Source organism: Haloplanus litoreus (assembly GCF_045690335.1).
Lineage (GTDB): Archaea > Halobacteriota > Halobacteria > Halobacteriales > Haloferacaceae > Haloplanus > Haloplanus litoreus.
In genome coordinates this window covers 1,609,279-1,632,321 of the sequence record NZ_CP147874.1, presented here as the reverse complement: position 1 = coordinate 1,632,321, position 23,043 = coordinate 1,609,279, and the positions used below count along the sequence as shown (strand labels likewise).

Sequence of the window (23,043 nt, the reverse complement as noted above, 5' to 3'; positions counted from 1 at the left end):
ACAATTAGCGAAGGTGATATCGACAGTACGCCTCGTCGTCCCCAACTCCAGAGCATCGTCCTCCCCGCGGTACGGGTAGCTACGCCTCGGATAGGCTGTACGTTCGACAATGATGATCGCAACCGAGGGGTCGACGGTGGCCGAGAGGGTTCGGAGCCACCGGAGACATCGAGACCGGCGAGAGTGCCAGCGAGAACGAGAAAGAACACGCTCGGGATCACCAGTCGGTCGGCTCACATCTGGGCGGCGACATCTAGCCCCGAGGAGGTCACGGCGGGGGAGAACTCCGTCCCGGAGCTCACGGGGTACGCACCGGTCTGGGCGGGGCCACTCCCGGGATGAACCCGCGGTGAAATTTCAGTCGGAGGTCTTCTCGGCGCGCGTGATCCCGGAACCGACGAACGAGGGGCAACGCTACCGGTCCGAGAAGTTACTCGGGATGCAAGGGGCGCGTATCTACGACGACGTCCACGTCTCCGGCCACCTCTCGCAAGAGGGACACTACGAAATGCTCGATGCACTCCAACCCCAGCACGTCATCCCCGCACATCAGGATATGCAGGGGTTCTCCGGCTACGTCGACCTCGCTTCAAAGCAGGGCTACAAGCTGGGCCGTGACCTCCACGTTACCGCGAACGGAAACGTTCTCCAGTTGGTGTAACCACGAGACTCGGGCATCGAAACAGCGACTGGCAGCCCGGATCTGTCGTCTCTACTAGATACGCGCGACGAGCACTCCCCCGGCTACGACCCTACGGCCGTCCTCGGGGTTGTCGCGTGGTTCGTCACCACCGTACCCGCCGTCTGCGACTACCGCAGCTCTCATATCCGGTTACACGGGATCGGAGTGATCGGCCGACTAGTTCACGTTCGAGTACGCCGCCAGTCCGGTGAACCACCGGTGGTCTTTCCGAGGGGAATCAGACTGGGGTCCTCGTTCCGACAGGACCACACCAACGGGCGTGCCAACCGGAGGCGGGACTCGTCCAGTGGTAGATCCCGGCCCGATCACCCACCGAGCCACCACCCGTACAGTCGTGCCCGCTCGTCGGCGTCCGAGGGCTTCTTCGATTGGCCGTAGGTTTTCCCCTTGAGGAGCTGTCGTTCGACCGCATTCGCAGCGAGTCGAAGGGCGTGGGAGGCACCGTACCCCTCCCCATCGGCAGTGAAGTAGCCACGGTCGGTGACCAGCCGAATCCGTGCCAGCACCAGCGGCACGCCCCGGGTCTGTTCTTTGTGTTCCTGCAGTTCGATGCTGGCCTTGATCACCGTCATCTCACCGTACTTCGAGGTCATGCGCTCGATCAGCGCAGAGACGTCGTCGTAGTCCATCCCCTCCAGCAGGTCAAGGCCGAACACCTGCACGGCGTTCCGGTCGTCGCGCTCCCAGGTGAGCGCCTCGATGACGTCCGTCTTCGTGATGATGCCGACCGGCTCGTCGGTGTCGTCGTCCGTGACGACGAGCGAGGAGATCTCCCGCTCGAACATCACCGCGACGACTTCGTCGAGCGGCGCGCTCCGCTCGATCGTCGCGACTGCGTCGGACATCAGATTCCGGACCGGCAGATCGAGCATCCGGTCGGCGTCGCCCTCGCGCGCGCCGAAGCCGCCACGGTTCTGCCCACCGCCGCCGCGACCACCGAAGCCACTCGACGAACCACCCTGGCTCTTGCTACCCCCCCGCGTCGTGAACTCGATGACGTCGTACAGGCTCAACATGCCAACGAGGTCGTCCCCGTCGACGACCGGGAGATGGGCGATTCCGGCTTCTCGAAGCATATTGAGCGCTTTCCCGATCGTGGTTTCGGGGGTCGCACTGATCAACTCCGCCGTGTAGGCGTCGTCGACGGTCACCGCATCGAGAAACGGACGGACTGCCTCGAGGACATCATCGCCGGTCACCACGCCGACGACACGGTCGTCGTCGAGTACGGGGAGGGTTTTGGCGTCGCTCCCGATCATGAGCCGCGCCACCTCGCGGACGTCCTCGGTACGGTTAACGGTGGGGACGTGCTGTACCTGTGAGCCGACCTTCGCAGACGGCTGGTTGGACGAGGACGCCAGCTGTCGGCGGCTCACGACACCACGATACTCGTCGCCGTCCGTTACGACGACGGAATCGAGTTCCTGATTCTCGAACGCCCCGGCGACCTTCGAAAGCGGTGTGCCGACGTCGAACTCCGTGAATTTGCTCGAAAGAATCTCTGAGATATCCATGTGTGACTCTCTACTGGGAGGAGCGCCGGACGGATATACTTGTTCCACCCCTGACATTGTGGTCAGCGGTGTCCGAACCGCGACCGAGGGGCGAGACGGTTTCCGTGGTGCCGGTGAGACGCTCACCGCCGCAGCGATCTCCGTGTTGATGCTCGGTGTCATCCGCTTCCCGATCGCGTGGGTCGCGGTCGATCCGCTCGGGGAACCCGGTATCTGGCCGTCGTTCGTCGTCCCGAACGTCGTCGAAGCGCCCATTGACTACGCGTGGTACCGGTGCGGCACACGACACGGGGGAGATCCGACCGAACCCAACGTCGCCCGCGACGAAGCCATCGTCGCGTTTGGCACTGTTCGCACATCCGATCGCCGGACGCCATGCGATCGGGTGTGCGAGGACTTACGACGGCCACGATCGGATCGGGGCGGCAGCAGTCGACGACCAACACCGACGACCGGTTCGGTGCCAACCCACCCATCACAGATCGAGCGCCATCTAGGGCGGGTACCCGGTGACACAGACGGGATCGGACGACCGCTCGTCCGTGAGGGACTGAGCGACGACTCGTCGCTCACCGTCGAAGCAACGTCGCTGCGCCCTGCGTCGCCTAGCCACGGTATCCGAGCAATCGGAGGCCGTTCAGGGACACGAGAACCGTCGATCCTTCGTGGCCGACTACGGCAAGGGGAAGCGGGATGCCCCGTAGCAGGATCGTACCGACCATGAGCGCGATGGCACCGAACGCGATGGCGAGATTGACGGTGAGCGTCCGGCGGGTCTTGCGTCCAAGCCCGAGAACGTAGGGGATCTTGCTGAGATCGTCGCCCATCAGTACCACGTCGGCGGTGTCGAGCGCGACGTCGGTCCCAGCGCCGCCCATCGCGATGCCGAGCGTCGCGGTCGCCAGCGCCGGGGCATCGTTCACGCCGTCGCCGACCATCGCCACGTTCTCGTGCTGGTCGACCAGGGCTTCGATCGTCGCCACTTTCTCCGCCGGCAGCAGTTCCGCCTGCACCTCGTCGATGCCGACCTCGTCGGCGATCCGCTGTGCGACGCGCTCGTTGTCGCCGGTGAGCATGACGATGTGCGCCACGCCGAGCGAGCGGAGTTCGTCGATCATCTCGGCAGCCCCGGGACGGACCGTGTCGGTGAACGCGAGCCATCCCAACACGGTGACCCCGTCGCCGTCCTCTCGGGCGACGATGACGCTCGTTTTCCCCTCCGCCGCTAGCGTCTGGAGCCGGTCGAGGCCGGGCTCGAGCCCCTCGATCGCTGCGTCTTCGAGGACGGTCCCGAAGTAACTCCGATTCCCGATGTGGACGGTGCTGGCTTCGACGTCGGCGCGGACTCCTTTCCCCGCGACGGACTGAAACCGCTGTGCGTCGGGAACGTCGAGTGACCGATCATCCGCCGCCGCCACGGTCGCACGAGCGAGGTGGTGCTCCGAGCGGGCCTGCACTGCGGCCGCGAGCGAGAGCAGTTCGTCGTCGGTCAGCGATCTGTCTGCCGTCTCGCGGACGAAGACGTCCGTCAACTGCGTATCGCCCCGCGTGAGTGTGCCGGTCTTGTCGAAGGCTACCGCGTCGATGTTCGCTGCCGCCTCGACGTGCTCGCCGCCTTTGAACAGGACGCCCTGTCTGCCGCCGGAGGCGATCGCCGACAGGACCGCTGCAGGCGTCGAGATGATGACGGCACACGGCGAGGCCGCAACCATGAGCGTCATCGCCCGGTAGAACGTACTGGTGAACGCGCTCCCGAGCGCGAGCGGAATCGCGATCGCCGCAATCGTGAGTGCGAACACGCCGAGGACGTACGGTTGCTCGAGGCGGTCGATGAGCCGCTGGGTCGGCGCTTTCTCGCTCTGGGCGCGTTCGACCATGTGGATGAGGCGGCTGATCGCCGACTCGTGGGCCTGCCGCGTGACCTCGATTTCGAGGCTCCCGCTCTCGTTGATCGTCCCGCCGAACACCTCGTCGCCGGGTTCCTTCGGCACCGGGACGGATTCGCCGGTGAGCGACGCCTGATCGACCGTCCCCTCGCCCGACGTGACGACGCCGTCCAGTGGGATTTTATCGCCGGGCCGAACGACGAAGACGTCGCCGACGGCGACGTCGTCGATGGGGACGGTGACTTCCTCGCCGTCGCGGAGGACCTGCGCTTCGTCGGGTCGCATCTCGACGAGCGACTTGATCGCCCGGCGCGACCGGCCGATGGCGTAGTGTTGGAGCGTATTCGACAGCGAGAACAGGAAGAGGAGCATCGCGCCCTCGAACGGTGCGCCGATCGAGAGGGCACCGAGTGCGGCGACGATCATCAACAGGTCGATGTCGACGGCGCCGTGGCGGAGCGTCTCGACAGCGCCCGTGAGCCCGTACCAGCCGCCGAAGACGTACGCGACGGCGTAGCCGGCCCACACGAGAAGTTGTGGCCCGTTGAGCCACCCCGTCACGATGCCGGTCACCATCCCGAGTAGCGTCAACCCGACGAACACCGCCTCCCGTCCGAGTTCCGAGCGGGAACTTACGTCGTCCGTTGCCGTCTCGTCGTCATCCTGGATCGAGACGTTCCGGTTGCGGACTGCGTCTCGAATCGTTTCTTCGGATGTGGCCCCCTCGTCGTAGGTGATCCGAGCGCTCCCCGTTCGGAAGGAGACATCGACGTCGTGGACGCCGGGGATATTCTGGAGGTGTCGTTCGAGTGCCCGCGCCCCCGCTTCGCCACGACCCCCTCGTCGTTCGATGCGGACGGTACACGTCGATAGCGATGGGGACTCCGTAACGGCCACGTTTTCTATACCAATGAGGTGCCGGGATTTGACGTTTTAGGTTCGCTGGGGAGTACTCGTCCGGCGCTATGCGAGTTCGAGTGCCTCACGCCTCAAAGACACACTGAATGACGACCTGGTCAATGCCGTGGACGTCGGCATACTCGAGTGTTCTTAAGTGTAGGCTCCATCACATGAATTGGCAATGAGTCGTAGTATCCGCGCGTGGATCGATCAGCATCGGCTCCCGAGCTTCGTCGCAATCGCGTACGCGTTCACCTGGACGATCCAGGGTGCGCTCGCGTATTCGGGGATGGAAGCCTCCTGGACGCACTCGATTCTGATCGGCTTCGGCGGGTTCGGCCCGCCGATCGGCGCGGCGGTCGTCATCTGGGCCTCCGGTGGCAGCCTCCGAACCTGGGTCGGCCAGATGTTCAAGTGGCGAATCGGCGTGAAATGGTGGGTGCTTGCGCTCGGGCTTCCATTCGTTATCCTCTCGCTCGGGGTCCTGCTGTTCGTCGCCGCCGGTGGCCCGATCGACCTCACGGCGTTCGAATCACCGTTCATCTACCTGTTCGCGATGGCGTGGGGGACCGTGTGGGGCGGCGGGCAGGAAGATCTCGGGTGGCGCGGCTTCATGCTTCCCATCCTGCAGGACTCCTACAGCGCGCTGGTGTCGAGTGCCATCGTGGGCGTCACGTGGGCCGCTTGGCACCTCCCGCTGTTCCTGAACGCCACGACCACCCACGGTGGCTGGCCGCTCTCCCAGCAACTCCTCTGGATGGTCTCCATCCTCGCGGGCTCGATTCTCTGGACGTGGATGTACAACAGCACCGGCGGAAGCGTCCTCGCCGTCGCGGTGTTCCACGCCGGCATAAACGCGATGGGGATCTTCCACCCCGCCGACCCGGAGGCGCTCGTCCCGAACGGGGTGCCAGACCCCTGGCTGAACCTGCTCGCCGAAGTCACGGGCGCCGTTCCACTCGTGGTGATCGCACTTCTCTTGGTCGTCGGCTACGGTGCGGATCGACTCGCTAATCACGACCCACCGACCCCGCAAGACGCCGGCCTCCCGCCCGACACTGACGTCCGAAGCGACGGATAGCGAGGACGGATCAGACCGTCCGCCGTCGCTGTGTACCGCCCCTTCGCCGAGACGGCCGGCGAAATCCGGCACTGATTTACAACGGGCCTTGTCGGAGCAGGGCTTCCCAATTCAACGGACGCACTCTGCAGGGGCGGGGGTTCCCGAAGGGACCGCTCATCGCAACCGGGCACCTCTCATCCGACCAGCCCCAGCAGTCCCAGAGCCCACCGTCCGACCTCCGAGGCAGCGAACAGCGCCCCCTCCGGCCGCGAGAGCCGTCGGCCCGTCCACAGTGCCGCGACGATGACCACGGTGACGACGATGAGCCAGGCGACGGACTCAAGCGCGACGGACCCGAACGACAGCGGCTGGACGACTGCCGCCACGCCCAACACACCGAGCACGTTGAAGACGTTGCTCCCGACGACGTTCCCGACGGACACGCCGAGTCGTCCTTGCCGCACCGCCACCAGCGAGACGGCAAACTCCGGCGTCGAGGTGCCCGCAGCGACGATGGTGCCGCCGATGACCGAGTCGGGGATGCCCGCTGCCCGTGCTAGCGTGGAGGCCGCCCCCACCATCAGGTCGCCGCTCACCAGGACCACGGCGAGCCCCAGCACCAGCAGGATCACATCGCGTCCACGGAACGTCACACGTTCGGTCAGCGCCGTCGATATGCCCGCTTTCTCGGAATCGAGATCCGTGTCCGAGGGGTCGGCACCGGTCCGGAGTAGGTACGCCGTGTAGGCGACGAACGAGACGACGAGCACGGCACCCTCGACCCGGAACACCGTGCGGTCGAACATGACTGCGGCACCGACGAGTGTACTTGCGATCAGAACCACACCGTCGCGGTGGACCAGCGACCGCTCGATCGGGATAACCCGAATCAGCGAGACGACACCGAGTACGAACGCGAGATTGTAGATGTTCGACCCGACGACGTTGCCGACTGCGATCTCCCCCAGACCGGCCAGTGCCGCGTCAGCGGTGACCACCAGCTCCGGAGTGGAGGTGCCGGCGGCGACGATGGTGAGACCGATAGTGAGCTCCGACAGCCCGAACCGACGGGCCAGCCGGACCGCGGAATCGACCAGAAGACGGGCTCCGATCCAGAGCCCCGCGACTGTCGCAACGAGAAGACCGACTTGGACAGCGGTTCCGCCGCCCACCATCGCGTATCGTGAGAGATCCACAGGTGACCCAATAAAACCAGTCGTCGACCGGGCCGTGACGTCGGCGCAAAAACGGCCCGTTCCCCCGGAAGGGTGAGTCGGCCCACCGTTCCGTCCATCGCACCGAGGCCGATAAGCACACGCACGGCCGAACACCCCGTTGGTCAATCAATCACCGAAGATGTCGCTAGGGAATCCTCGAACGTACCGTCAGTGAAAACCGTTTCCCGTCCGTCCTCTTCGCTGAGTGTGATCGCGGCGATCACCTCCTTGCGGGTCGAGGTTTCCAGCGCACTCATGTGGCGGGCACCCATCCACCCCGCATAGGGAAGATCGCTGTTTCGTCGGCATTCGGCGGGAGAGAGTTGCTTGACGCGGACCATTTCCTCCTCGATCGTACCGTCGTTGTGGACGACGACTGCACCATCGCGGGACAACGCAACGGTCTGGGCGGTTTCGAGAAACACGTCGGCCTCAGCAAAGACAGTCGCGCACTCCTCAACGGGCCAGCGGTTCGTTCCCATCGGAGCCGCAAATTCGCTCAGCGAGTCACGTTCGACGACGAAATAGAGCCCCGGTCCACGGGCGTAGGGATCGTCCCATCGCTCGAAGCCGAGGCTGATGTCCTCGACGCACCCCTCGATCCGTTCGAGTATTGCGTCGATATCTGAACCATCGGAGCTCGGTTCCGGCGTCGTAGAACTATCGAGAGGATCACTCATTCGCTTCATACCGAATACGACTGGCGAGCGGATAGTCACCCCGAATTTCCGAACGAGGCTCCGTCCTGATTAACCGGGTGAACCACCGTTACTCGGGTGGAATCACTCGATTAATCAAAAACGGAATAGAAGTGAAAACGCTGCAGGTTAAAATACTCGTGGGACGTGTATCCGCTATGACATCTCCACGCGGCGTTCTGGATAGTGCTGTCTCAGCCCAGGCGGTACCGTTGCAGTTCGGGGGCGGCTTCATCGAGCTCGCGGTCCTCTTTTTGATACTCGCGCTCGTCGCGGCGGTGCTCGGTGCCCGGGGAGTCGCTGGACTCAGTATGGAAATCGCAAAGTGGCTCGTCATCATCTTCGTCGTCCTCGCTATCGTCTCGTTCGTTCTGTAGGATCGAGCCCGCCGCGTTCGGTAATACCGCTTAGTTCTTCGGAGATCGCACGTTCGTCAGGGCACCCTCCGTAGTGTTGCCGCCTCGACGTCGCGGATCAGTGTCCGACGGCGCCGACACCGGTTCGTGTTGTGAGACCCGGAGACGAGTTACCGAGTTAATCAAAACACTTGGCACCGTGAAAAGTCCACGATTTGATAGAGAGTCCGCTCGGCTCTCTGCGTACTCGCTCGACGCGAGTAATTCACACATGACACGGGATCGAGATCGACATTCGGCGTTCGTTCGTGATAGATGTCCGACATTTCTGGCAGCCACGCAAACACACGACCACGAATCCCGTCCCGAAAACCGCCCGGCGATCACCCTCGCTTGGGCGTTCAACGACCAAGACGCACCAAGCGAGATAACGATCTTCGATCCGCAGAACGAAATTACGACACACTGGATCACCATCGACAAGGACTACGTGTACGATCTCGACGAGACCGTCTGAAAGCCGTGATTTTCCCACCTGGCGGACGACTCCGGGTAGTGACACGACGATCGTCACCGACGGCGGCTTCGTCTCTCGGGGTGTCGACTCCCCAGAGGGATACGGGGTGCTCTCGGCGGTCAGTCTGAAAGTGTCTCCACTGGCGAGAGAAGGACTGCACGAGATCATCGCGGAGACGTCCGTCGGTGTCCTCGATGACGGAATCAGGGTCGTACCGTGGGTGGTTCTGACGACCCGACTACCGTCGACCACCACGGCAACGACGAACGCCCGCCAGCGACCGGCGCGTGCCGTATCCGCCACGGAGGGACCCCGACGCCGGATCGACTCATACGGTTTGTCGTACGTCAGTACCGGTGGGTCGCCGAGACAGGCCGGCCACCGGTACACAGTTACAATACTCCGTTCAGCCGCCGACGACCGGCGGGGCGAGGCGGACGACGTCGCCGTCGGACAGCGCCGTGTCGTAGCCGTCCAACTGTCGGACGTTCGTCCCGTCGACCGTCATCGTTACCCGTCCGGCCCACCCGTCGTCCTCGGTCGCCCGGAGGTGCTCCTCCAGTCCGTCGAACGCTGTACAGAGGGATTCGAGCGCCGTTTCGAGGGTCGGCTCCCCGTCGAACGTCCGCGTAACCCGCTTCCGCCCGACGACGTCCCGCATCGGGCCGAAGAAGTCGAAGTGGACCTCCATAGACGGACGAGGCGGCCGAACCGTCTTGTACCTGCCGTCCCCGGAGCGCGCCGGGCGACGCTTCCGGCGCCGGTGAGGCCCCGTCGAGACTGTCGGGTCTGTACGTTTATGCCGCGTCCACACGACGGGGGAGTATGACACCGACGGTCACGCCCCGCTGCTGTGGCTCGTTCCTCGTCGACGAGGATATCCTCGTCGGGACGGCGGACGGCGTCGTCGAGGCGCCCTCCACGGTCTACCTGATCGAAGCCGACGAGACCATCCTCGTCGACACGGGCTTTGGCCCCGTCGACCTGATGGCGGCGTTGCATCCGAGCTACGAGTGCCACCGTGAGGACGGCCAACAGTTGGAATCCATCCTCGACGACGAGGGGTACACCCCCGCCGACGTCGACGCCGTCGTGCTCAGCCACCTCGACTGGGACCACTGTTACAACCTCGACCTGTTCGGCGAGGACCCCGACGTGTACGTCCAGCGGCGCGAACTGGAGTACGCCATCGCACCCTATCCGATGCACGCGGACCGCTACGAGGCCAAGTCGCTAGGCCGGGAGCCACCGTGGCTGACGGTGGACGTGACGCCACTCGACGGCGAGACGGAACTCTGCCCGGGCGTGACGGCGTTCCCGACACCGGGGCATACGGTCGGCCACCAGTCCGTAGCCGTGGAGACGGACGCGGGGACGACGGTGGTGGCCGCGGACGCGGTGCCGACCTTCGAGAACGTCCCGGAGGACGGCCCCCCGATCCGAGGGCTGGCGATGAACGACTTCGAGTGGTGGGAGAGCGCGGGCGACGTGCTCGACCGGGCGGACGAACTCCTGCCGGGCCACGAGTGGGGGATTCTCGACGCCACCCCGGCGGGCTTATAACTCGGCGGCGACCCGTCGGAGCGTCTCGTACTCACCCTCGGCGTAGGCGATCACCCGCACGTCGTCGAGCGTCGTCGGCTCGTGGTCGCGGATCGTCTCACAGACGAGTTCGGCACCCGTCTCGAAATCGAAGCCAGCGGCGCCGGTGCCGAGGACGGGGACGACCAGCGAGACACAGCCGAGGTCGTCGGCCCGTTCGAGGGCGTTCCGGGTCGCTTCGCGGATGCTCGCCTCGGTCGCTCGCCCGTCGCCGTCGTGTGGCATCGCGGCGGCGTGGATCACGTACTCGGCGTCGAGGTCGTAGGCGTCGGTGACGGCGACGCCGCCGAGGTCGACGGGGCCGTTCGAGACGGCTTCCTCGTCGATCGGGCCGTTGGCTCCGCGGCGGAGCGCCCCCGCGACGCCGCTCCCCATCCGGAGGCTGGTGCCGGCGGCGTTCACCAGCGCGTCGGCGGACTGTGCGGCGATGTCGCCCTGAGCGACGGAGAACTCCATACACGGCCCTACGCGAGCGGCCCGCAACAAGTCGGGTCGTCAGAGCCCCCAGAAGAAGGCGATGCCGACGACGGTGACGACCGACAGGAGTACCTGCAGCGGAGCCCCGACGCGGATGTAGTCGGAGAACTTGTAGCCGCCGGGACCGTAGACGAAGAGGTTCGTCTGGTAGCCGACGGGGGTGAGGAAGGCCGTCGACGCGGCGAAGGTCACCGCGAGGACGAACGCGAAGGGACTGGCGCCGACGCCGTTGGCCGCCTCGACGGCGACGGGAAGCATCAACACGACGCTCGCGTTGTTGGAGATGACGCCGGTGAGCAGTCCCGTCGCCATGTAGAACACCCAGAGAACGCCGAGAGGTGGGAGGTAGGTGCCGGTCGCGGCGACGAGGGCACCGAGTAGATCCGCACCGCCGGTCTGTTCCAGCGCGATGCCGAGCGGGATGATGCCGGCGAGCAGGAAGATCACGTCCCACTCGACGGCGTCGTACAGTTCGGTCGGCTCGAGGACGCCCGCGACGACCATGGCGACGACGCCGGCGAGCGCGGTCACGAGAATGGGCATCGAGAGGGCTGCGAGCGCGGAGAAGGCGCCGACGCCGGTGAGACCGGCGAGGGCACTCCCGATAGCGCCCCACGGGACGGCGGCCAACCCGACGACGCCGGCCATGATGGCGGTGGCGTGGGGAATCTTTTCGGTCCGGTAGTGGGGTTGTTCGGGTTCGTGGGCGACGATGAAGTCCTCGTTGTCGGAGAGGCGGTCGATGCTGTCCGGAGCGGCCTGGATCAGGAGGGTGTCGCCGACCCGGATGCGCCGACGGTCCATGTGGTCGCGGACCGTCTCCCCTCGACTGCGGAAGGCGAGGACGTTGGCGTCGTAGCGCTGGCGGAACGTCGAACTCGCCAGTGACTTGCCGGCGAGGAAGGAGCCACGCGGGATGACGACTTCGACCAGCGTCTGGGCCGCCTCGGTGTCGGGTTCCAGTTCCGCCTCCGTCCGCGGCGGGTGACCGGTGAGCGTGAGCGTGTCCCGCTCTACCAGCTGCTGGAGCGTCTCGCGGCCGGCACGGAGTCGGAGCACGTCGCCCGCACGGATCGTCTTGTGGCCGAGCGGTTCGATGAACTCCTCGCCGTCGCGGACGACCTGCAGGATGTCGGCGTCGAACGCCACCCCGTCGATGGCCGTCTCCACCGTCTGCCCGACCAGCGGTGACTCGGGGTCGACGACGACTTCGGTCAGATACTCCTCGATAGCGTACTCTTGGATGTAGTCCTCGTCGACGGGGACGCGTTCTGGGATGAGACGGTGACCGACCGTCAGCAAGTAGAGGCTACCGACGACGAGAACGATCACGCCGAGTTTGGTGAACTCGAACATCCCGAAGGGGTGGCCGAGCAGCCGGCCCGAGATATCACTCGCGAGGATGTTCGTCGAGGTGCCGATGAGGGTGAGCATCCCGCCGAACATCGAGGCATAAGAGAGGGGGAGGAGGAGTTTCGAAGGGGAGGTCTTCCCCGCGTGAGCGAGGTCAGTGATGATGGGGACGAGGATGGCGACGACCGGCGTGTTGTTGATGAATCCGGACACCGGCCCGGCGACGCCGATGGTCGCGAGCAGTTGCCGATCCCGATCCTCCCCCGCGAAGGCCGCCATCTTCCGGCCGAGGATCTGCACCAGTCCCGTCCGACTGATGCCCGAACTGAGAATGAGCATCGCCAGCACGGTGATTGTGGCGGGGTTCGAGAAGCCGGAGATGCCCTCGGCGGTAGAGATGTGGGTGAGGTTCACCAGACCCTCGGTTCCCAGCAGCATCAACAGGACCATCACGAGGATGGCCGTCACGTCGATGGGCAAGGCCTCCGTCACGAAGAGGACGAGTGCCAGTACGACGATGCCGAACACGACGAGCATGTCGACCGTGAGCGGCGTCGTCCCGAGGACTGCGTCCGTCACTAGCGCGCCGACGTCGCCGCGCACGGACCCGAGCGAGCGGGGGAGTTCGATAGTTGTCACGTCTGCGCCGGACCGAGGCAGGCGACCCGTTTCAAGATGTCGACCGCGGCCGCGTGACCCTCAGGTCCGGGTCGCGTTCGATCCCTGGCATAGCCCCTCGATACCGCGGAACTCGAAGCGTGCGCCGCCGTCGGCGCTCTCGGTTACCTCGACCGTCCAGTCGTGGGCGTCGGTGATTTCGCGTACGATGGAGAGGCCGAACCCCGTCCCCGACGGCTGCGTGGAGTAGCCGTCGTCGAACACCCTGTCGCGCCGCTCCGCGGGGATGCCGACGCCGTCGTCGGCGACGTAGAACCCGCTCCGCGGGACAGACGCCGCCGACTCGGCACGGGCACCGCGGACGAAGTCGTCGAGAACGCCGACGGTGATCGTCACTGGGTCGGCGGTCGGCTCCGGATCGACGTCCGATCCCACCCGGTCGGCCGGTGAGCCACGGTCCACGCCCTCCCCGCGGGGTCCCGAGTGGAGCGCGGTCGAACCGTGTTCGACCGAGTTTCGAAACAGGTTCTCCAGCAGTCGTCGGAGCCGCCCCTCGTCGGCCCGGACGGTGCACGTCCCCTCGATCCGCAGGTCGGCACCGTGGGTCTCGACGAGTTGCCAGCAGTCGCGGACGAGCCGTTCCAGATCGATCGAGTCGGCGTCCTCGTCGGTCACCGTTCCCCCCTCCCGCGCGAGGGTGAGAAGGTCGTCGATCAGCGACGACATCCGCTCCTGTGCCCTGGCGACGGCGGCGAGGTCCTCGCTGTCCCGGGTTTCCCGCGCCAACTCCAGTCGTCCGCGGGCGATGCCGAGCGGGTTGCGGAGGTCGTGGGCGACGATGTTCGCGAAGCGTTCCAGCCGCTCGTTTCGCTGCTGGATCGCCCGATCGGATTCGAGGCGCGACACCGCGCCCGCGGCGAGTTTGGCGAGGACGCCCGCGATTTCGAGGTCGGTGTCGTCGAACGCCGTCGGATCGGTGTTGCCGACGCTCATGACGCCGTACTCACCGATGGGGAGGTACATCCCCGTCCGCAGGTCACCGCGGTCGTACTCGTCGTCGGCGGCGGCGAGTCGGTCGTCGATCAGGGCGTCGCCGGTGCGGTACACCCTCGCCGCGGGGGTGTCGCCGTCGATCCGATAGTTTGGTCGCTCGCCGGCCTCGGCCACCGACTCATCCGTGGCGACGGCCGTGCGCAGGAGGCCGTCGACCTCGTCGGCGAAGCGGAGGGTGGTGATGGGGTAGCCGAGGGTGTGTTTGGCGGCGTCGGCAGTGATCCGTGCCACCTCGGCCGGCGTGGCCGCATCCATCAGCTTCCGGCTCGCGTCGTGGAGCGTCTCGAACCGTCGCTGTCGCTCCGCGAGCGTCCGCTCCCGCTCTTTCAGGTCGGTGACGTCGTGTTGGAATCCGACGAAGTGGGTGACGTCGCCGTCCGCGTCCGTAATCGGGGTGACCTCGACGTGGTTCCAGAAGGCGGTGCCGTCGGCGCGGTAGTTCCGGATCACGGTCGAGACGGCCTCCCTCGCGTCGACGGCCGCACGCAGCTCCGCGACCCGGTCGGGGTCGGTCTCGGGGCCCTGAAGGAACCGGCAGTTGCGGCCGAGCACCGCAGCCGGACCGTAGCCCGTGAGCCGGTAGAAGGCGTCGTTGGCGTAGACGACGGGGTTGTCCTCGTCGGTCGGGTCGGTGATGACGACGCCGAGCGGTGCGGCCGCGAGCGCACGACGCTTCACCAGGTCGTCGACGCCGTCGGATGGCTCGGGGTCGGACGTGTCCATTCGTATCCGTGTGGTGTGAGTCGTCAAATAAGCCTTCGCTCCCGAAAATCGTGATTGAGAGTTTCGGCTCGCCGCCGCCCGATTTTTACCGTCAGCGACCGTTTCCTCGGTCGGAGATGCCAACCAATCCGGGGCGAAACGCGTGACCATCGTCGTCGTCGGGACGCTGGATACGAAAGGGGAGGAAATCGCGTTCGCCCGGGACGTGATCGAGGACGCCGGAGCCGAGACACACGTCGTCGACGTGGGCGTCCTCGGCGATCCGCCCTTCGATCCGGACACGCCCGCCACGGCGGTGGCGGAGGCGGCGGGCACCTCGCTCGGCGCACTCCGCCAGGGGGGCGACCGGAACGGGGCGATGGCGGCGATGGGCGAGGGCGCCGCACGGGTCGTCACCCGCCTCCACGCCGCGGGCCGCCTCGACGGGGTGTTCGGTCTCGGCGGATCGAGCAACACGTCGATGGCGGCGACGGCGATGCGAGCCCTACCGATCGGCGTCCCGAAACTGATCGTCTCGACGATGGCCTCGGGCGACGTGAACCCCTACGTCGGTGTCAGTGACATCGCGATGTTGCACGCCGTGGCCGACGTCGCGGGCCTCAACACGGTTTCGCGGACCGTCATCGCGAACGGGGCGCGCGCGGTGGTCGGGATGGTCGACGGCGGGCGAGCCGTCGAGACGGATCGACCGACCGTGGCCATCACGATGTTCGGCGTCACCACGCCCTGCGTGCGAGCGGCCCGGGAGGTCTTCGAGACCCGGGGGTACGAGACGGTCGTCTTTCACGCCACCGGAACGGGCGGCCGCGCGATGGAGACGCTGATCCGGGAGGGCCTGATCGACGGCGTCCTCGACGTAACGACCACCGAACTGACCGACGAACTGGTCGGCGGCGTCCTCTCGGCCGGTCCCGACCGACTCCGGGCGGCCGGGGAGTGTGGAATCCCGCAGGTCGTCGTCCCCGGCGCGACGGACGTGATCAACTTCGGTCCCGAGGCGTCGGTCCCGGCGGCCTTCGACGGCCGCCGACAGGTCGCGCACACCCCCCAAGTGACGCTGATACGGACGACCGCGAAGGAGGCCGCGGCGGTCGGCGCGGAGATCGCGACGAAACTCGACGGCGCGACGGGACCGACGACCGTGGCGTTACCACTCGACGGCACCTCGAAACTGGCCGTCGCGGGCGAACCCTTCCACGACCCGACGGCAGACACGGCGTTGTTCGAAGCGATCCGAGACGGCGTCGGCGACGACGTCGACCGTCTCGAGGTGGAAACCCACATCAACGACCCGGCGTTCGCGCGACGGATCGCCGAGACACTCGACGCGTCCCTGCGGGCGACGGGCGCGGCGCCGGAGTGACACGACCCGTCCCAGCCGTGTGAATTGGAACCGTGTGACACTGCCGTCCCGCAGTAACAATCATGAAGGTTTATTATGGATGGGTGCGATGGTGGATTCACGATGCAACGCGTCGTACTCGTATGCTGACCTCGGCCCGACGAGGCAGTGACGCCCGGAAACCGACCCAGCATACGACACACCCAATGAGCACGTCCCGACGCACGACCCAGAAGAACCGTTCGACGATCACCATCGAGCCGATCATCCCGCTCCAGCCGCGGTCCGGAACCGGTCCGACGACCGACGGCCGACGGGACCAGCCCGAACCGACCAGCGGGCCCGAGCCGACGACGAAGATTCCGATGATCGACGGCGGCGGTCTCGGCCCGAAGCCCGGCACGAACTGATCGACCCCTCCCGTTTCTGCCCGTTTTTTTACCCCGCGAGCGGCGCGTCCGTCCCCGATCCGGCAAGGGTTTTGACCGCCGAGGTACAAGACCGGGTACGATGGACGAATCCGAACTGGAGGAGGAACTGCGGAACTTCGGGATCGACGTCCACGACGTCGAGGCCGTCGATCCGATCGAACTGTCGCACGTGACCGCCTACCCGGGGGAGGAGGTCAACCACATGGAGATGGGGCGTGTGTTGAACGGCTTCCTCGACCTGGCGCGGGACGACGAGTGGGACCCCGCGCGCGTCGACGCGACGGTACTCCGATTCGAGGACGAAGTGATGAACACGTGGTACGCGAAAGCCGAGTGGTTCGAGGGGCTCCTCCAGTACCGGCTCTCGGAGACCGAGTTTTCGACGCGCGTCCTCGAGACGCTCGACGAGGACGGCGAGTGAGATGGCCGCGGCGACGGCCGTCCGACCGGGTGGCGACCGGTTCGAGTTCGCGACGACAACCCTGACCTTCGAGAGCGAGGGGCGGACCCGTCGCGGCCGGCTCTACCGACCGGACCGGCCGTCGACGCCGCCGGTGGTCGTCCTCGGGCCGACGTTCGCCGCCGAGGCCACCTTCGGCTACCCGCGCTACGCCGAACGGTTCGCCCGCGCCGGCTACGCCGCCTTCGTCTTCGATCACGGGGGGTTCGGGCGCAGTCGGGACGAGGACACTCCCCGAAATCTCGTCGACCCGGCTGCACAGGTAACCGACTGGCACGCCGCGGTCGACCGGGTCCGGCGCCTCGGCGGCGACCGCCGCCGGATCGTCCTCTGGGGGTTCGGTTTGGGCGGCGGGCACGTCGTTCGCGTGGCCGCGGACCTGCGCCGCCGCGTCGACGCGGCGGTGGCCGTGTCGCCGCTGCTCGACGGACGGGCCTTCGCCCGCGCTCGATCCCCGCGCTATCTGGCCCGGGCTATCGCCGCGGGCGTCCGTGACCGCCTCGCCGCGCCGCTCGGTCGAACGCGGTCGGTCCCCGTCGTGGGCGGGCGCGACGAGTTCGGCGTCCTCCCGCGTGACTCGGCCGGCGAGGCGTATCTCGACCTCGTCCCGCCGGAGAGCGCCTGGCACAACGAGACGCCCGCGCGGGGGCTACTCTCCCTCCTCCGCTACCGACCGCTCACGGACGCCGAGGACGTGACCTGCCCGACCCTCCTGCTCGCGGCGGGGAACGACTCCCTCGTCCCGGTCGAGACGGTGGCGACGGCCGCCGACCGCATCGACGGCGCGACGTACCTCCGACTGCCGGTCGACCACGTCGCTCCCCTCGGCGACGCCTTCGAGACGGCCGCTGCCCACCAGCTTGCCTTCCTCGACGACGCGGTCGGCGGCCGGTAACTCGCTTCCGGATACGGTTCCCGTCGTCGTCGTCGTCGAGGCTCGGAACGCCATCAGGGAGCAGGCCCACGAGGCGGAGTAGTCACTCGCTCCCGTCGAGGGGTACGACGGCGACGGGGCGTGGCGACCCGAGCAGGACCGCCTGCGTGGTGCTACCGAAGACGAGCTTTCCAGTCGGGTTACGCTTTCGCACGCCGAGGACGAGTTCGTCGGCGTCGACCACCTCGGCGTGGGCGAGGAGGTCCTCGTCGGGGTCGTTGGCGCGGACGAACTGGTGGGTCTCGACCGTCGCGCGGGCGCCGAGTCGCGACTGCACCACGTTGAGCGCGTCCTCGCCGTCGCGAACCGCCTCCGCGTCCGTCCGCCTCCCACCCCTCAGGGAGTTGACGGCGTGGACCGTATCCCCCGCGTCGATTCTCCCGTCGAGGTAATCACAGAGTGCGGCGCTCGTATCGACCGTGTCGGTCCCGACGACGTAGGTGTACATAGTCGACACACCGTGTCCCGTAGACATAAATGCGTGTTTCACTCTCCGCAAAGCATTTGCGTCGTCCGGGAGTTCTCCGGGCCATGCGTCGCGAAATCGCGCTGGCCGCGGGTGCGGTCGGCGTCGTCCTCCTGGCCGTCGTCGCGGCGGTCCTCGTTCCGGGCGCCCTCGCGGACCCGAGCGAGGAGCGACCGGTTCGCCCCGGGCCGGTCGACATCGCCGACATGGAGATTGCGGCGGGCGACGTGACCGGCGATACGGTCACCCTGAACGTGGAGACCCGCCTCTCTCACCGCGGCCCGCCCGCCCGCAACGTCAGCCTGCGCGTCCAGGCCGTCGATACGGAGTCGGGACTGGTGGAGACGACCAAAACGGTGAGCGTCGGCAACCTGACCGAGGAACGCGAGGTGGCGGTGCCGACGAACCTGACCGTCGACCGCGAGGGAGGATACCGCATTCGAGCGGTCCTCTACCGCGACGGCCAGCGGATCGACAGCGGGTCGCGCGAACTCCGCGGCCTCGAAGCCCTCCAGCCGCCGTACGCGCGTAGCGACGTTCGGTTCGCATCGGCCGACGCCCTGCCGCCGGTCTCCTTCTCGGTCGCCGAGAGCGGTGAGGAGCGAACGTCCCTCGACCTCCAGTTGGCGCTGACCAACGAAGGCGACGAACGGCCCGAGGATCTCCGGATCACGGTGACGCTCCGCCAGGCCGATTCGAACATCGTCGCCAACCGTACGTCGGTGTCGGTGGGGTCGATCCGACCCGGACGCACGGCGACCGTCGAGACACCGCTGACCGTCCCGGCGGGGTACAACTACTACATCGACGCGGTGCTCTGGAAGGACGGCGTCGTCATCGACAGCGCCCGGGGCGCCGCGAATCTCGACCCTTCCGAGACCATCAGCGTCAACGAGACGCGACGCGAGGTGGAACTGGAGGTCGGGGACTTCACGCGCGGCGAGGGTGACGAAGGCGACCGCCCGGTGCCCGAGGCGACCGGTCAACCGACGTCCGGCGGTGGTTCCGGCTTCGGCGTCGGCGTCGCCGTCGTCGCCGCCCTCGCCGCGGCGCTGTTCGCCCGGAGGTGGACCCAATGAGCGAGACAGAAACCCAGACCGATTCGAGTACCGACGACGAGGGCGAGGCCGTGACACCGCCGCGAGACGACGACACTGGCGGCCGCGTCCGACGCTACGCCAACTACGCAGTCCTGCTCGCCCTCGGCCTGCTCGCGTTCGTCGCCGTGATTCAGCTGTACCTCTCGGTGTCGAACGTCATCCGGATCTGGATCTCCGACGAGTACCGATCGCTGTTCCAGGCCGCGTTCAACCTCGTCGTCCTGCTGGCCGCGGGAATCGGCATCACCTACCAGCTTCGCCGCCTCTACGGCTCGTGACTACGAGAGGAGCAGCCACGCGGCGAACACCGCGATGCCGCCGAGGGCCGTGCTGAGGACGGCGTGGACGCGCAACCGGTCCAGCAGCGCGTGTGCGTCGCCCGTCACGGTCAACAGGTCGTGGACGTCGCTACCGAGTTCGCAGCGCGGCAGGAAGTCCATCGCGATGTGAAGGAAGATGCCGGCGGCGAAGCCGAAGACGACGCCCCGTGCCATGGGGGCGGCGGGCAGGGCGATCAGACTGGCGAGGATCGCCGCGATCCCGACGCCGGCAGCGGGGAGGAGCAACACCGTCGGATCGCGCTCGTTCTTCACGAGGCGGTGGGCGGCCGCGTAGCCCGCGGGGCCCTTGTGTGAGACGATAGCGAGGCCGAGGATCGGTCCCAAGTCGGGCATGTTGCCGTAGACGATGCCGATGATGATCCCCGCAGAGAGGGCGTGGGCCGTGAGTTCGGTGGCGGTGCGGTCGAAGGGGAGGTCGAGGTGGGCGAGGCGGTGGCCGACGGTGTGGCTCGCGAAGCCGACCAGCAAGCCGAGTGCGACGCCGAACCCCCCGAAGGTGGGGTCGTGGGCGATGGCCTGCGGGACGAGGAAGACGGCGGCACTCGTCACCATCGCCCCGCTAGCGAGACCGTACCCCCAGACGAGCGTCCACGGCCGACCGCCGAGCGAGTGGCTGCCGAGGGGTATGCCGAGCGCCATGGCGCCGAACGCGACCCACGAGATGCCGAGGAGCTTCCAGGTGCCCGCGGACACCGCGAACCACGACAGTCCCAGAAGCGCCACCACGGCGGCGGGGCCGACGAGTGAGCGTCGAGTCACATTAACAACGAAACTGCTGATGTTAATAATACGTTCGGTTCGTCGTCCGCTACCGCGTCGCCGACTTCCAGGTCCGCAGATCGAGAACCTCGCCGTCGACGGTTCCGGCGTCGGCGTCGCGGGCGGCCCACACGAACATCGGCGCCACGTCGTCCGGATCGCGGCCTTTGCCGCCGCTCAGGTCCGTCGCGACGTATCCCGGGTCGACGATGCCGACGGCCTGATCCAGGTCGGCGGCGAACCCTCGAACCAGTGCCTCTGCGCCCGCCTTCGAGACGGCGTACGCGCCCATGCCCGCCGTCGACTCCCGCGCGACGGCACCCGACGGGACGAGAATCCGCCCGTCGGCGGCGAGGTGGGGGAGCGCCTCCCGAACCGTCGTGAAGACGCCGCGGAGGTTCGTCCGCATCGTGTCGTCGAATCGGGTGTACGACTCCTCGTGGAGGGGGCTCGACCCGGCCTCACCGTGGTTGACCGCCGCGTTCGCCACCACCACATCGATGTCACCGGCCTCGCGCGCGGCCGTCTCCATCAGTCGCTCCACGTCGAACTCGTCGCGCACGTCGGCCCGAACCGCCCGCGCCTCGCCGCCGTCGTCGACGATTCCCTCGACGACCGACTCCACCGCGTCCCGCGTTCGCGCACAGCAGGTGACGTCGGCCCCATCCGCAGCGAACCGCGCCGCGACGCTCGCACCGATTCCCCGACTGGCACCCGTGACGACCGCACTGGTTCCGTCCATAGCGAGCCGTGGGTCGCACCGGACATGAATGTGCGGTCGACTGACGTATTCGGTTCGTGAACATTCATCAATCACGGGCGTTACTTTGGATTTTCACAAGTTAACTTCAGAAATGTTAAACCGATCCGTCCCCGAGTGAGTAGTACATGAGCAAAGTCACCGAAACGGGTAGCGGCGAGCAGTCGTCCGACGACGGTCCCTACCTGCCCGGGATGCCCCACCTGTCGAACACCCCCGGTCCAGTCGAGCGGTTCCTGAAGCGGCTGTTCCGCCGCCGCGGTCGATTTTAGGGTTTCGTTTGCGGTTACGCGCCGCTGCCGCGAACGCGGTACACGTTTTTGACTACGGTCGTTGAACGACGTGTATGGCACGCGACCCCTTCGTCGTCATCGGTGGCGACGCCGCCGGCCTGAGCGCGGCGAGCAAGTTCCGACGCGAAACCGACCGCGAAGTCGTCGTCTTCGAACGGGGGCAGTGGATTTCCTACGCCCACTGCGGGGAGCCCTACTTCGTCGAGGGCTCCGTCGAGCGGCTGACCGACCTCCTCTCGCTCTCCCCCGCCGACGTCGCGGAGCGGGGAATCGACCTGCGTCGCGGCCACGAGGTGGTGGCGGTGTCCCCCGAGGACCGGACCGTCACCGTCCGTGCGGACGGCAACCGGTTCGACCAGCCCTACGGCGAGTTGCTGGTGGCAACGGGCGCGAGCGCGGCGACTGGTCCGTTCGACACGACCCTCGACGGCGTCTTCACCATCCACGGCCTCGACTCGGCGGCCGCCGTCGACGCCTTCCTCTCACTCCCCGGGGAGTACGACCGGGGCCGTCTCGGCGACGGTCCCGTCGACGAGGCACGGATCGACCACAACGCCGCTCTCGACCCCCCGGAGCGAGCGGCCATCGTCGGCGGCGGTTACGTCGGCGTCGAGATGGCCGAGGCACTCACCGCCCGCGGCCTCGACGTCCACCTCTTCCAGCGCACCGACCACGTCCTCGATCCGTTCGGCGCGGCCGTCGGCGAGCGTGTGGAGTCACACCTCGCCGACCGGGACGTCGCGGTCCACACGGGCCGCCCGGTCGGGGAACTGCTGGGCGACGACCGGGTCGAAGCGGTGGCGTACGACGGCGAACGACTCCCAGTCGACATGGCAGTGATCGGTATCGGCGTCGAACCGAACGCCGGGTTCCTCGACGGCACCGGTGTGGAACGCGGGCCGAAGGGAGCGATCCGTACCGACGACTACGGGCGGACGAGTCTCCCCGCCGTCTACGCCGCCGGCGACGTCGCGACCGCACGGCACGCGGTGACGGGCGAGCAGACGTGGATTCCGCTCGGGCTGACCGCGAACCGCGCCGGCCGGGCCATCGGGGCGACGGTGGCCGGCGACCCGACGCCCGTCGGCGACGTGGCCGGGACGGCGGTCGTGAAGGCGTTCGACCTGGAGTGTGGACGCGTCGGCTTCATCGACGAGACGGCGGCCGAAGACGCCGGCTTCGACCCCGCGAGCGCGACGATCACCGCGGGGTCACGGTCGGGCTACTACCCCGGCGGCGACGAGACGAGCGTCACGCTGGTGGCCGACCGGACGACTGGCCGGGTCCTCGGCGGCGCCATCGCCGGACGGGACCGGGCGGCGATCCGCATCGACACGCTGGCGACCGCTATCGAGAGTGACCTCACGGTGGACGAACTCGAACGCCTGGATCTGGCCTACGCCCCACCGTTCAGCCCGGTGTGGGACCCGGTACTCGTCGCCGCCAAGGTGCTGAACGGTCGGCTGGACGACTGATC

23 protein-coding genes and 2 pseudogenes are annotated in these 23,043 nt (G+C 67.1%); 14 read left to right on the top strand and 11 right to left on the bottom strand.

Going from position 1 to position 23,043, the window contains the following annotated elements:
- Positions 1-367 precede the first annotated feature (367 nt).
- A pseudogene (locus V8686_RS08740) lies at positions 368-661 on the top strand (MBL fold metallo-hydrolase RNA specificity domain-containing protein); the annotation flags it as partial.
- Positions 662-1,008: 347 nt separating this feature from the next.
- Here the strand turns inward: V8686_RS08740 and V8686_RS08735 are convergent.
- Positions 1,009-2,217, bottom strand: coding sequence for a CBS domain-containing protein (locus tag V8686_RS08735; RefSeq protein WP_379703598.1), 1,209 nt, complete (start codon positions 2,215-2,217; stop codon positions 1,009-1,011).
- Positions 2,218-2,314: 97 nt separating this feature from the next.
- Between V8686_RS08735 and V8686_RS08730 the strand changes: the two are divergent.
- A pseudogene (locus V8686_RS08730) lies at positions 2,315-2,548 on the top strand (MATE family efflux transporter); the annotation flags it as partial.
- A 274-nt stretch (positions 2,549-2,822) separates the two neighbouring features.
- Here the strand turns inward: V8686_RS08730 and V8686_RS08725 are convergent.
- Entirely contained in the window at positions 2,823-5,000 is a 2,178-nt protein-coding gene (locus V8686_RS08725) for a heavy metal translocating P-type ATPase (RefSeq protein ID WP_379703597.1), read from the bottom strand.
- Between the two features lie 184 nt (positions 5,001-5,184).
- Here V8686_RS08725 and V8686_RS08720 point away from each other — a divergent pair, with 184 nt between their 5' ends.
- On the top strand, positions 5,185-6,084 hold the full coding sequence (locus V8686_RS08720; RefSeq protein WP_379703596.1) for a CPBP family intramembrane glutamic endopeptidase: 900 nt from the start codon (positions 5,185-5,187) through the stop codon (positions 6,082-6,084).
- Between the two features lie 176 nt (positions 6,085-6,260).
- Here V8686_RS08720 and V8686_RS08715 read toward each other — a convergent pair whose 3' ends face one another.
- Complete coding sequence (locus V8686_RS08715; RefSeq protein ID WP_379706514.1) at positions 6,261-7,241, bottom strand: calcium/sodium antiporter; 981 nt, start codon at positions 7,239-7,241, stop codon at positions 6,261-6,263.
- 164 nt (positions 7,242-7,405) lie between these two features.
- Entirely contained in the window at positions 7,406-8,002 is a 597-nt protein-coding gene (locus V8686_RS08710) for a hypothetical protein (RefSeq protein ID WP_379703595.1), read from the bottom strand.
- A gap of 137 nt (positions 8,003-8,139) precedes the next feature.
- On the opposite strand from V8686_RS08710, the gene V8686_RS08705 reads away from it, so the two are divergent.
- Together V8686_RS08705 and V8686_RS08700 are read left to right on the top strand one after the other, a co-directional pair.
- Entirely contained in the window at positions 8,140-8,358 is a 219-nt protein-coding gene (locus V8686_RS08705; RefSeq protein ID WP_379703594.1) for a DUF1328 domain-containing protein, read from the top strand.
- 250 nt (positions 8,359-8,608) lie between these two features.
- Positions 8,609-8,854 carry a hypothetical protein gene (locus V8686_RS08700; protein WP_379703592.1) on the top strand — a complete coding sequence of 82 codons (246 nt, stop codon included), beginning with the start codon at positions 8,609-8,611 and terminating at the stop codon, positions 8,852-8,854.
- A gap of 406 nt (positions 8,855-9,260) precedes the next feature.
- Here V8686_RS08700 and V8686_RS08695 read toward each other — a convergent pair whose 3' ends face one another.
- Positions 9,261-9,545 carry a ubiquitin-like small modifier protein 1 gene (locus tag V8686_RS08695; RefSeq protein WP_379703591.1) on the bottom strand — a complete coding sequence of 95 codons (285 nt, stop codon included), beginning with the start codon at positions 9,543-9,545 and terminating at the stop codon, positions 9,261-9,263.
- Between the two features lie 134 nt (positions 9,546-9,679).
- Between V8686_RS08695 and V8686_RS08690 the strand changes: the two genes are divergently transcribed.
- A complete protein-coding gene (locus tag V8686_RS08690; RefSeq protein WP_379703590.1) occupies positions 9,680-10,417 on the top strand; it encodes an N-acyl homoserine lactonase family protein in 738 nt (245 codons plus the stop codon).
- Here the strand turns inward: V8686_RS08690 and V8686_RS08685 are convergent.
- The 3 genes from V8686_RS08685 to V8686_RS08675 all read right to left on the bottom strand — a co-directional run bounded on the left by V8686_RS08685 (position 10,412) and on the right by V8686_RS08675 (position 14,680).
- Positions 10,412-10,912 carry a macro domain-containing protein gene (locus tag V8686_RS08685; RefSeq protein ID WP_379703588.1) on the bottom strand — a complete coding sequence of 167 codons (501 nt, stop codon included), beginning with the start codon at positions 10,910-10,912 and terminating at the stop codon, positions 10,412-10,414. The two genes, V8686_RS08690 and V8686_RS08685, sit on opposite strands and share 6 nt — an antisense overlap.
- A 39-nt stretch (positions 10,913-10,951) precedes the next feature.
- Positions 10,952-12,823, bottom strand: a complete 1,872-nt coding sequence (locus V8686_RS08680; RefSeq protein ID WP_379706511.1) for an SLC13 family permease — start codon at positions 12,821-12,823, stop codon at positions 10,952-10,954.
- A 162-nt stretch (positions 12,824-12,985) separates the two neighbouring features.
- Positions 12,986-14,680, bottom strand: coding sequence for a PAS domain-containing protein (locus V8686_RS08675; protein ID WP_379703587.1), 1,695 nt, complete (start codon positions 14,678-14,680; stop codon positions 12,986-12,988).
- Between the two features lie 142 nt (positions 14,681-14,822).
- Between V8686_RS08675 and V8686_RS08670 the strand changes: the two genes are divergently transcribed.
- The 4 genes from V8686_RS08670 to V8686_RS08655 all read left to right on the top strand — a co-directional run bounded on the left by V8686_RS08670 (position 14,823) and on the right by V8686_RS08655 (position 17,808).
- Positions 14,823-16,043, top strand: coding sequence for a Tm-1-like ATP-binding domain-containing protein (locus V8686_RS08670; RefSeq protein ID WP_379703586.1), 1,221 nt, complete (start codon positions 14,823-14,825; stop codon positions 16,041-16,043).
- Between the two features lie 185 nt (positions 16,044-16,228).
- Entirely contained in the window at positions 16,229-16,432 is a 204-nt protein-coding gene (locus V8686_RS08665) for a hypothetical protein (protein ID WP_379703585.1), read from the top strand.
- A gap of 100 nt (positions 16,433-16,532) precedes the next feature.
- On the top strand, positions 16,533-16,874 hold the full coding sequence (locus V8686_RS08660; protein WP_379703584.1) for a hypothetical protein: 342 nt from the start codon (positions 16,533-16,535) through the stop codon (positions 16,872-16,874).
- Position 16,875: 1 nt separating this feature from the next.
- The gene (locus tag V8686_RS08655; protein ID WP_379703583.1) at positions 16,876-17,808 is read left to right on the top strand and encodes an alpha/beta hydrolase; all 933 of its coding nucleotides are present in this window, start codon (positions 16,876-16,878) and stop codon (positions 17,806-17,808) included.
- An 82-nt stretch (positions 17,809-17,890) separates the two neighbouring features.
- Here V8686_RS08655 and V8686_RS08650 read toward each other — a convergent pair whose 3' ends face one another.
- The gene (locus tag V8686_RS08650; protein WP_379703582.1) at positions 17,891-18,295 is read right to left on the bottom strand and encodes a universal stress protein; all 405 of its coding nucleotides are present in this window, start codon (positions 18,293-18,295) and stop codon (positions 17,891-17,893) included.
- Between the two features lie 83 nt (positions 18,296-18,378).
- Here V8686_RS08650 and V8686_RS08645 point away from each other — a divergent pair, with 83 nt between their 5' ends.
- Entirely contained in the window at positions 18,379-19,392 is a 1,014-nt protein-coding gene (locus V8686_RS08645) for a DUF7490 domain-containing protein (RefSeq protein ID WP_379703581.1), read from the top strand.
- Positions 19,389-19,691, top strand: a complete 303-nt coding sequence (locus V8686_RS08640) for a hypothetical protein (RefSeq protein WP_379703580.1) — start codon at positions 19,389-19,391, stop codon at positions 19,689-19,691. Before V8686_RS08645 ends, V8686_RS08640 begins: the two co-directional genes overlap by 4 nt.
- Here V8686_RS08640 and V8686_RS08635 read toward each other — a convergent pair whose 3' ends face one another.
- Together V8686_RS08635 and V8686_RS08630 are read right to left on the bottom strand one after the other, a co-directional pair.
- Positions 19,692-20,513, bottom strand: coding sequence for a ZIP family metal transporter (locus V8686_RS08635; RefSeq protein WP_379703579.1), 822 nt, complete (start codon positions 20,511-20,513; stop codon positions 19,692-19,694).
- 49 nt (positions 20,514-20,562) lie between these two features.
- Complete coding sequence (locus tag V8686_RS08630; protein ID WP_379703578.1) at positions 20,563-21,255, bottom strand: SDR family NAD(P)-dependent oxidoreductase; 693 nt, start codon at positions 21,253-21,255, stop codon at positions 20,563-20,565.
- 146 nt (positions 21,256-21,401) lie between these two features.
- Between V8686_RS08630 and V8686_RS08625 the strand changes: the two genes are divergently transcribed.
- Together V8686_RS08625 and V8686_RS08620 are read left to right on the top strand one after the other, a co-directional pair.
- The gene (locus V8686_RS08625; RefSeq protein WP_379703577.1) at positions 21,402-21,545 is read left to right on the top strand and encodes a hypothetical protein; all 144 of its coding nucleotides are present in this window, start codon (positions 21,402-21,404) and stop codon (positions 21,543-21,545) included.
- 74 nt (positions 21,546-21,619) lie between these two features.
- Positions 21,620-23,041: an FAD-dependent oxidoreductase gene (locus tag V8686_RS08620; protein ID WP_379703576.1), complete on the top strand. Its 1,422-nt coding sequence runs from the start codon at positions 21,620-21,622 to the stop codon at positions 23,039-23,041.
- Positions 23,042-23,043 lie beyond the last annotated feature (2 nt).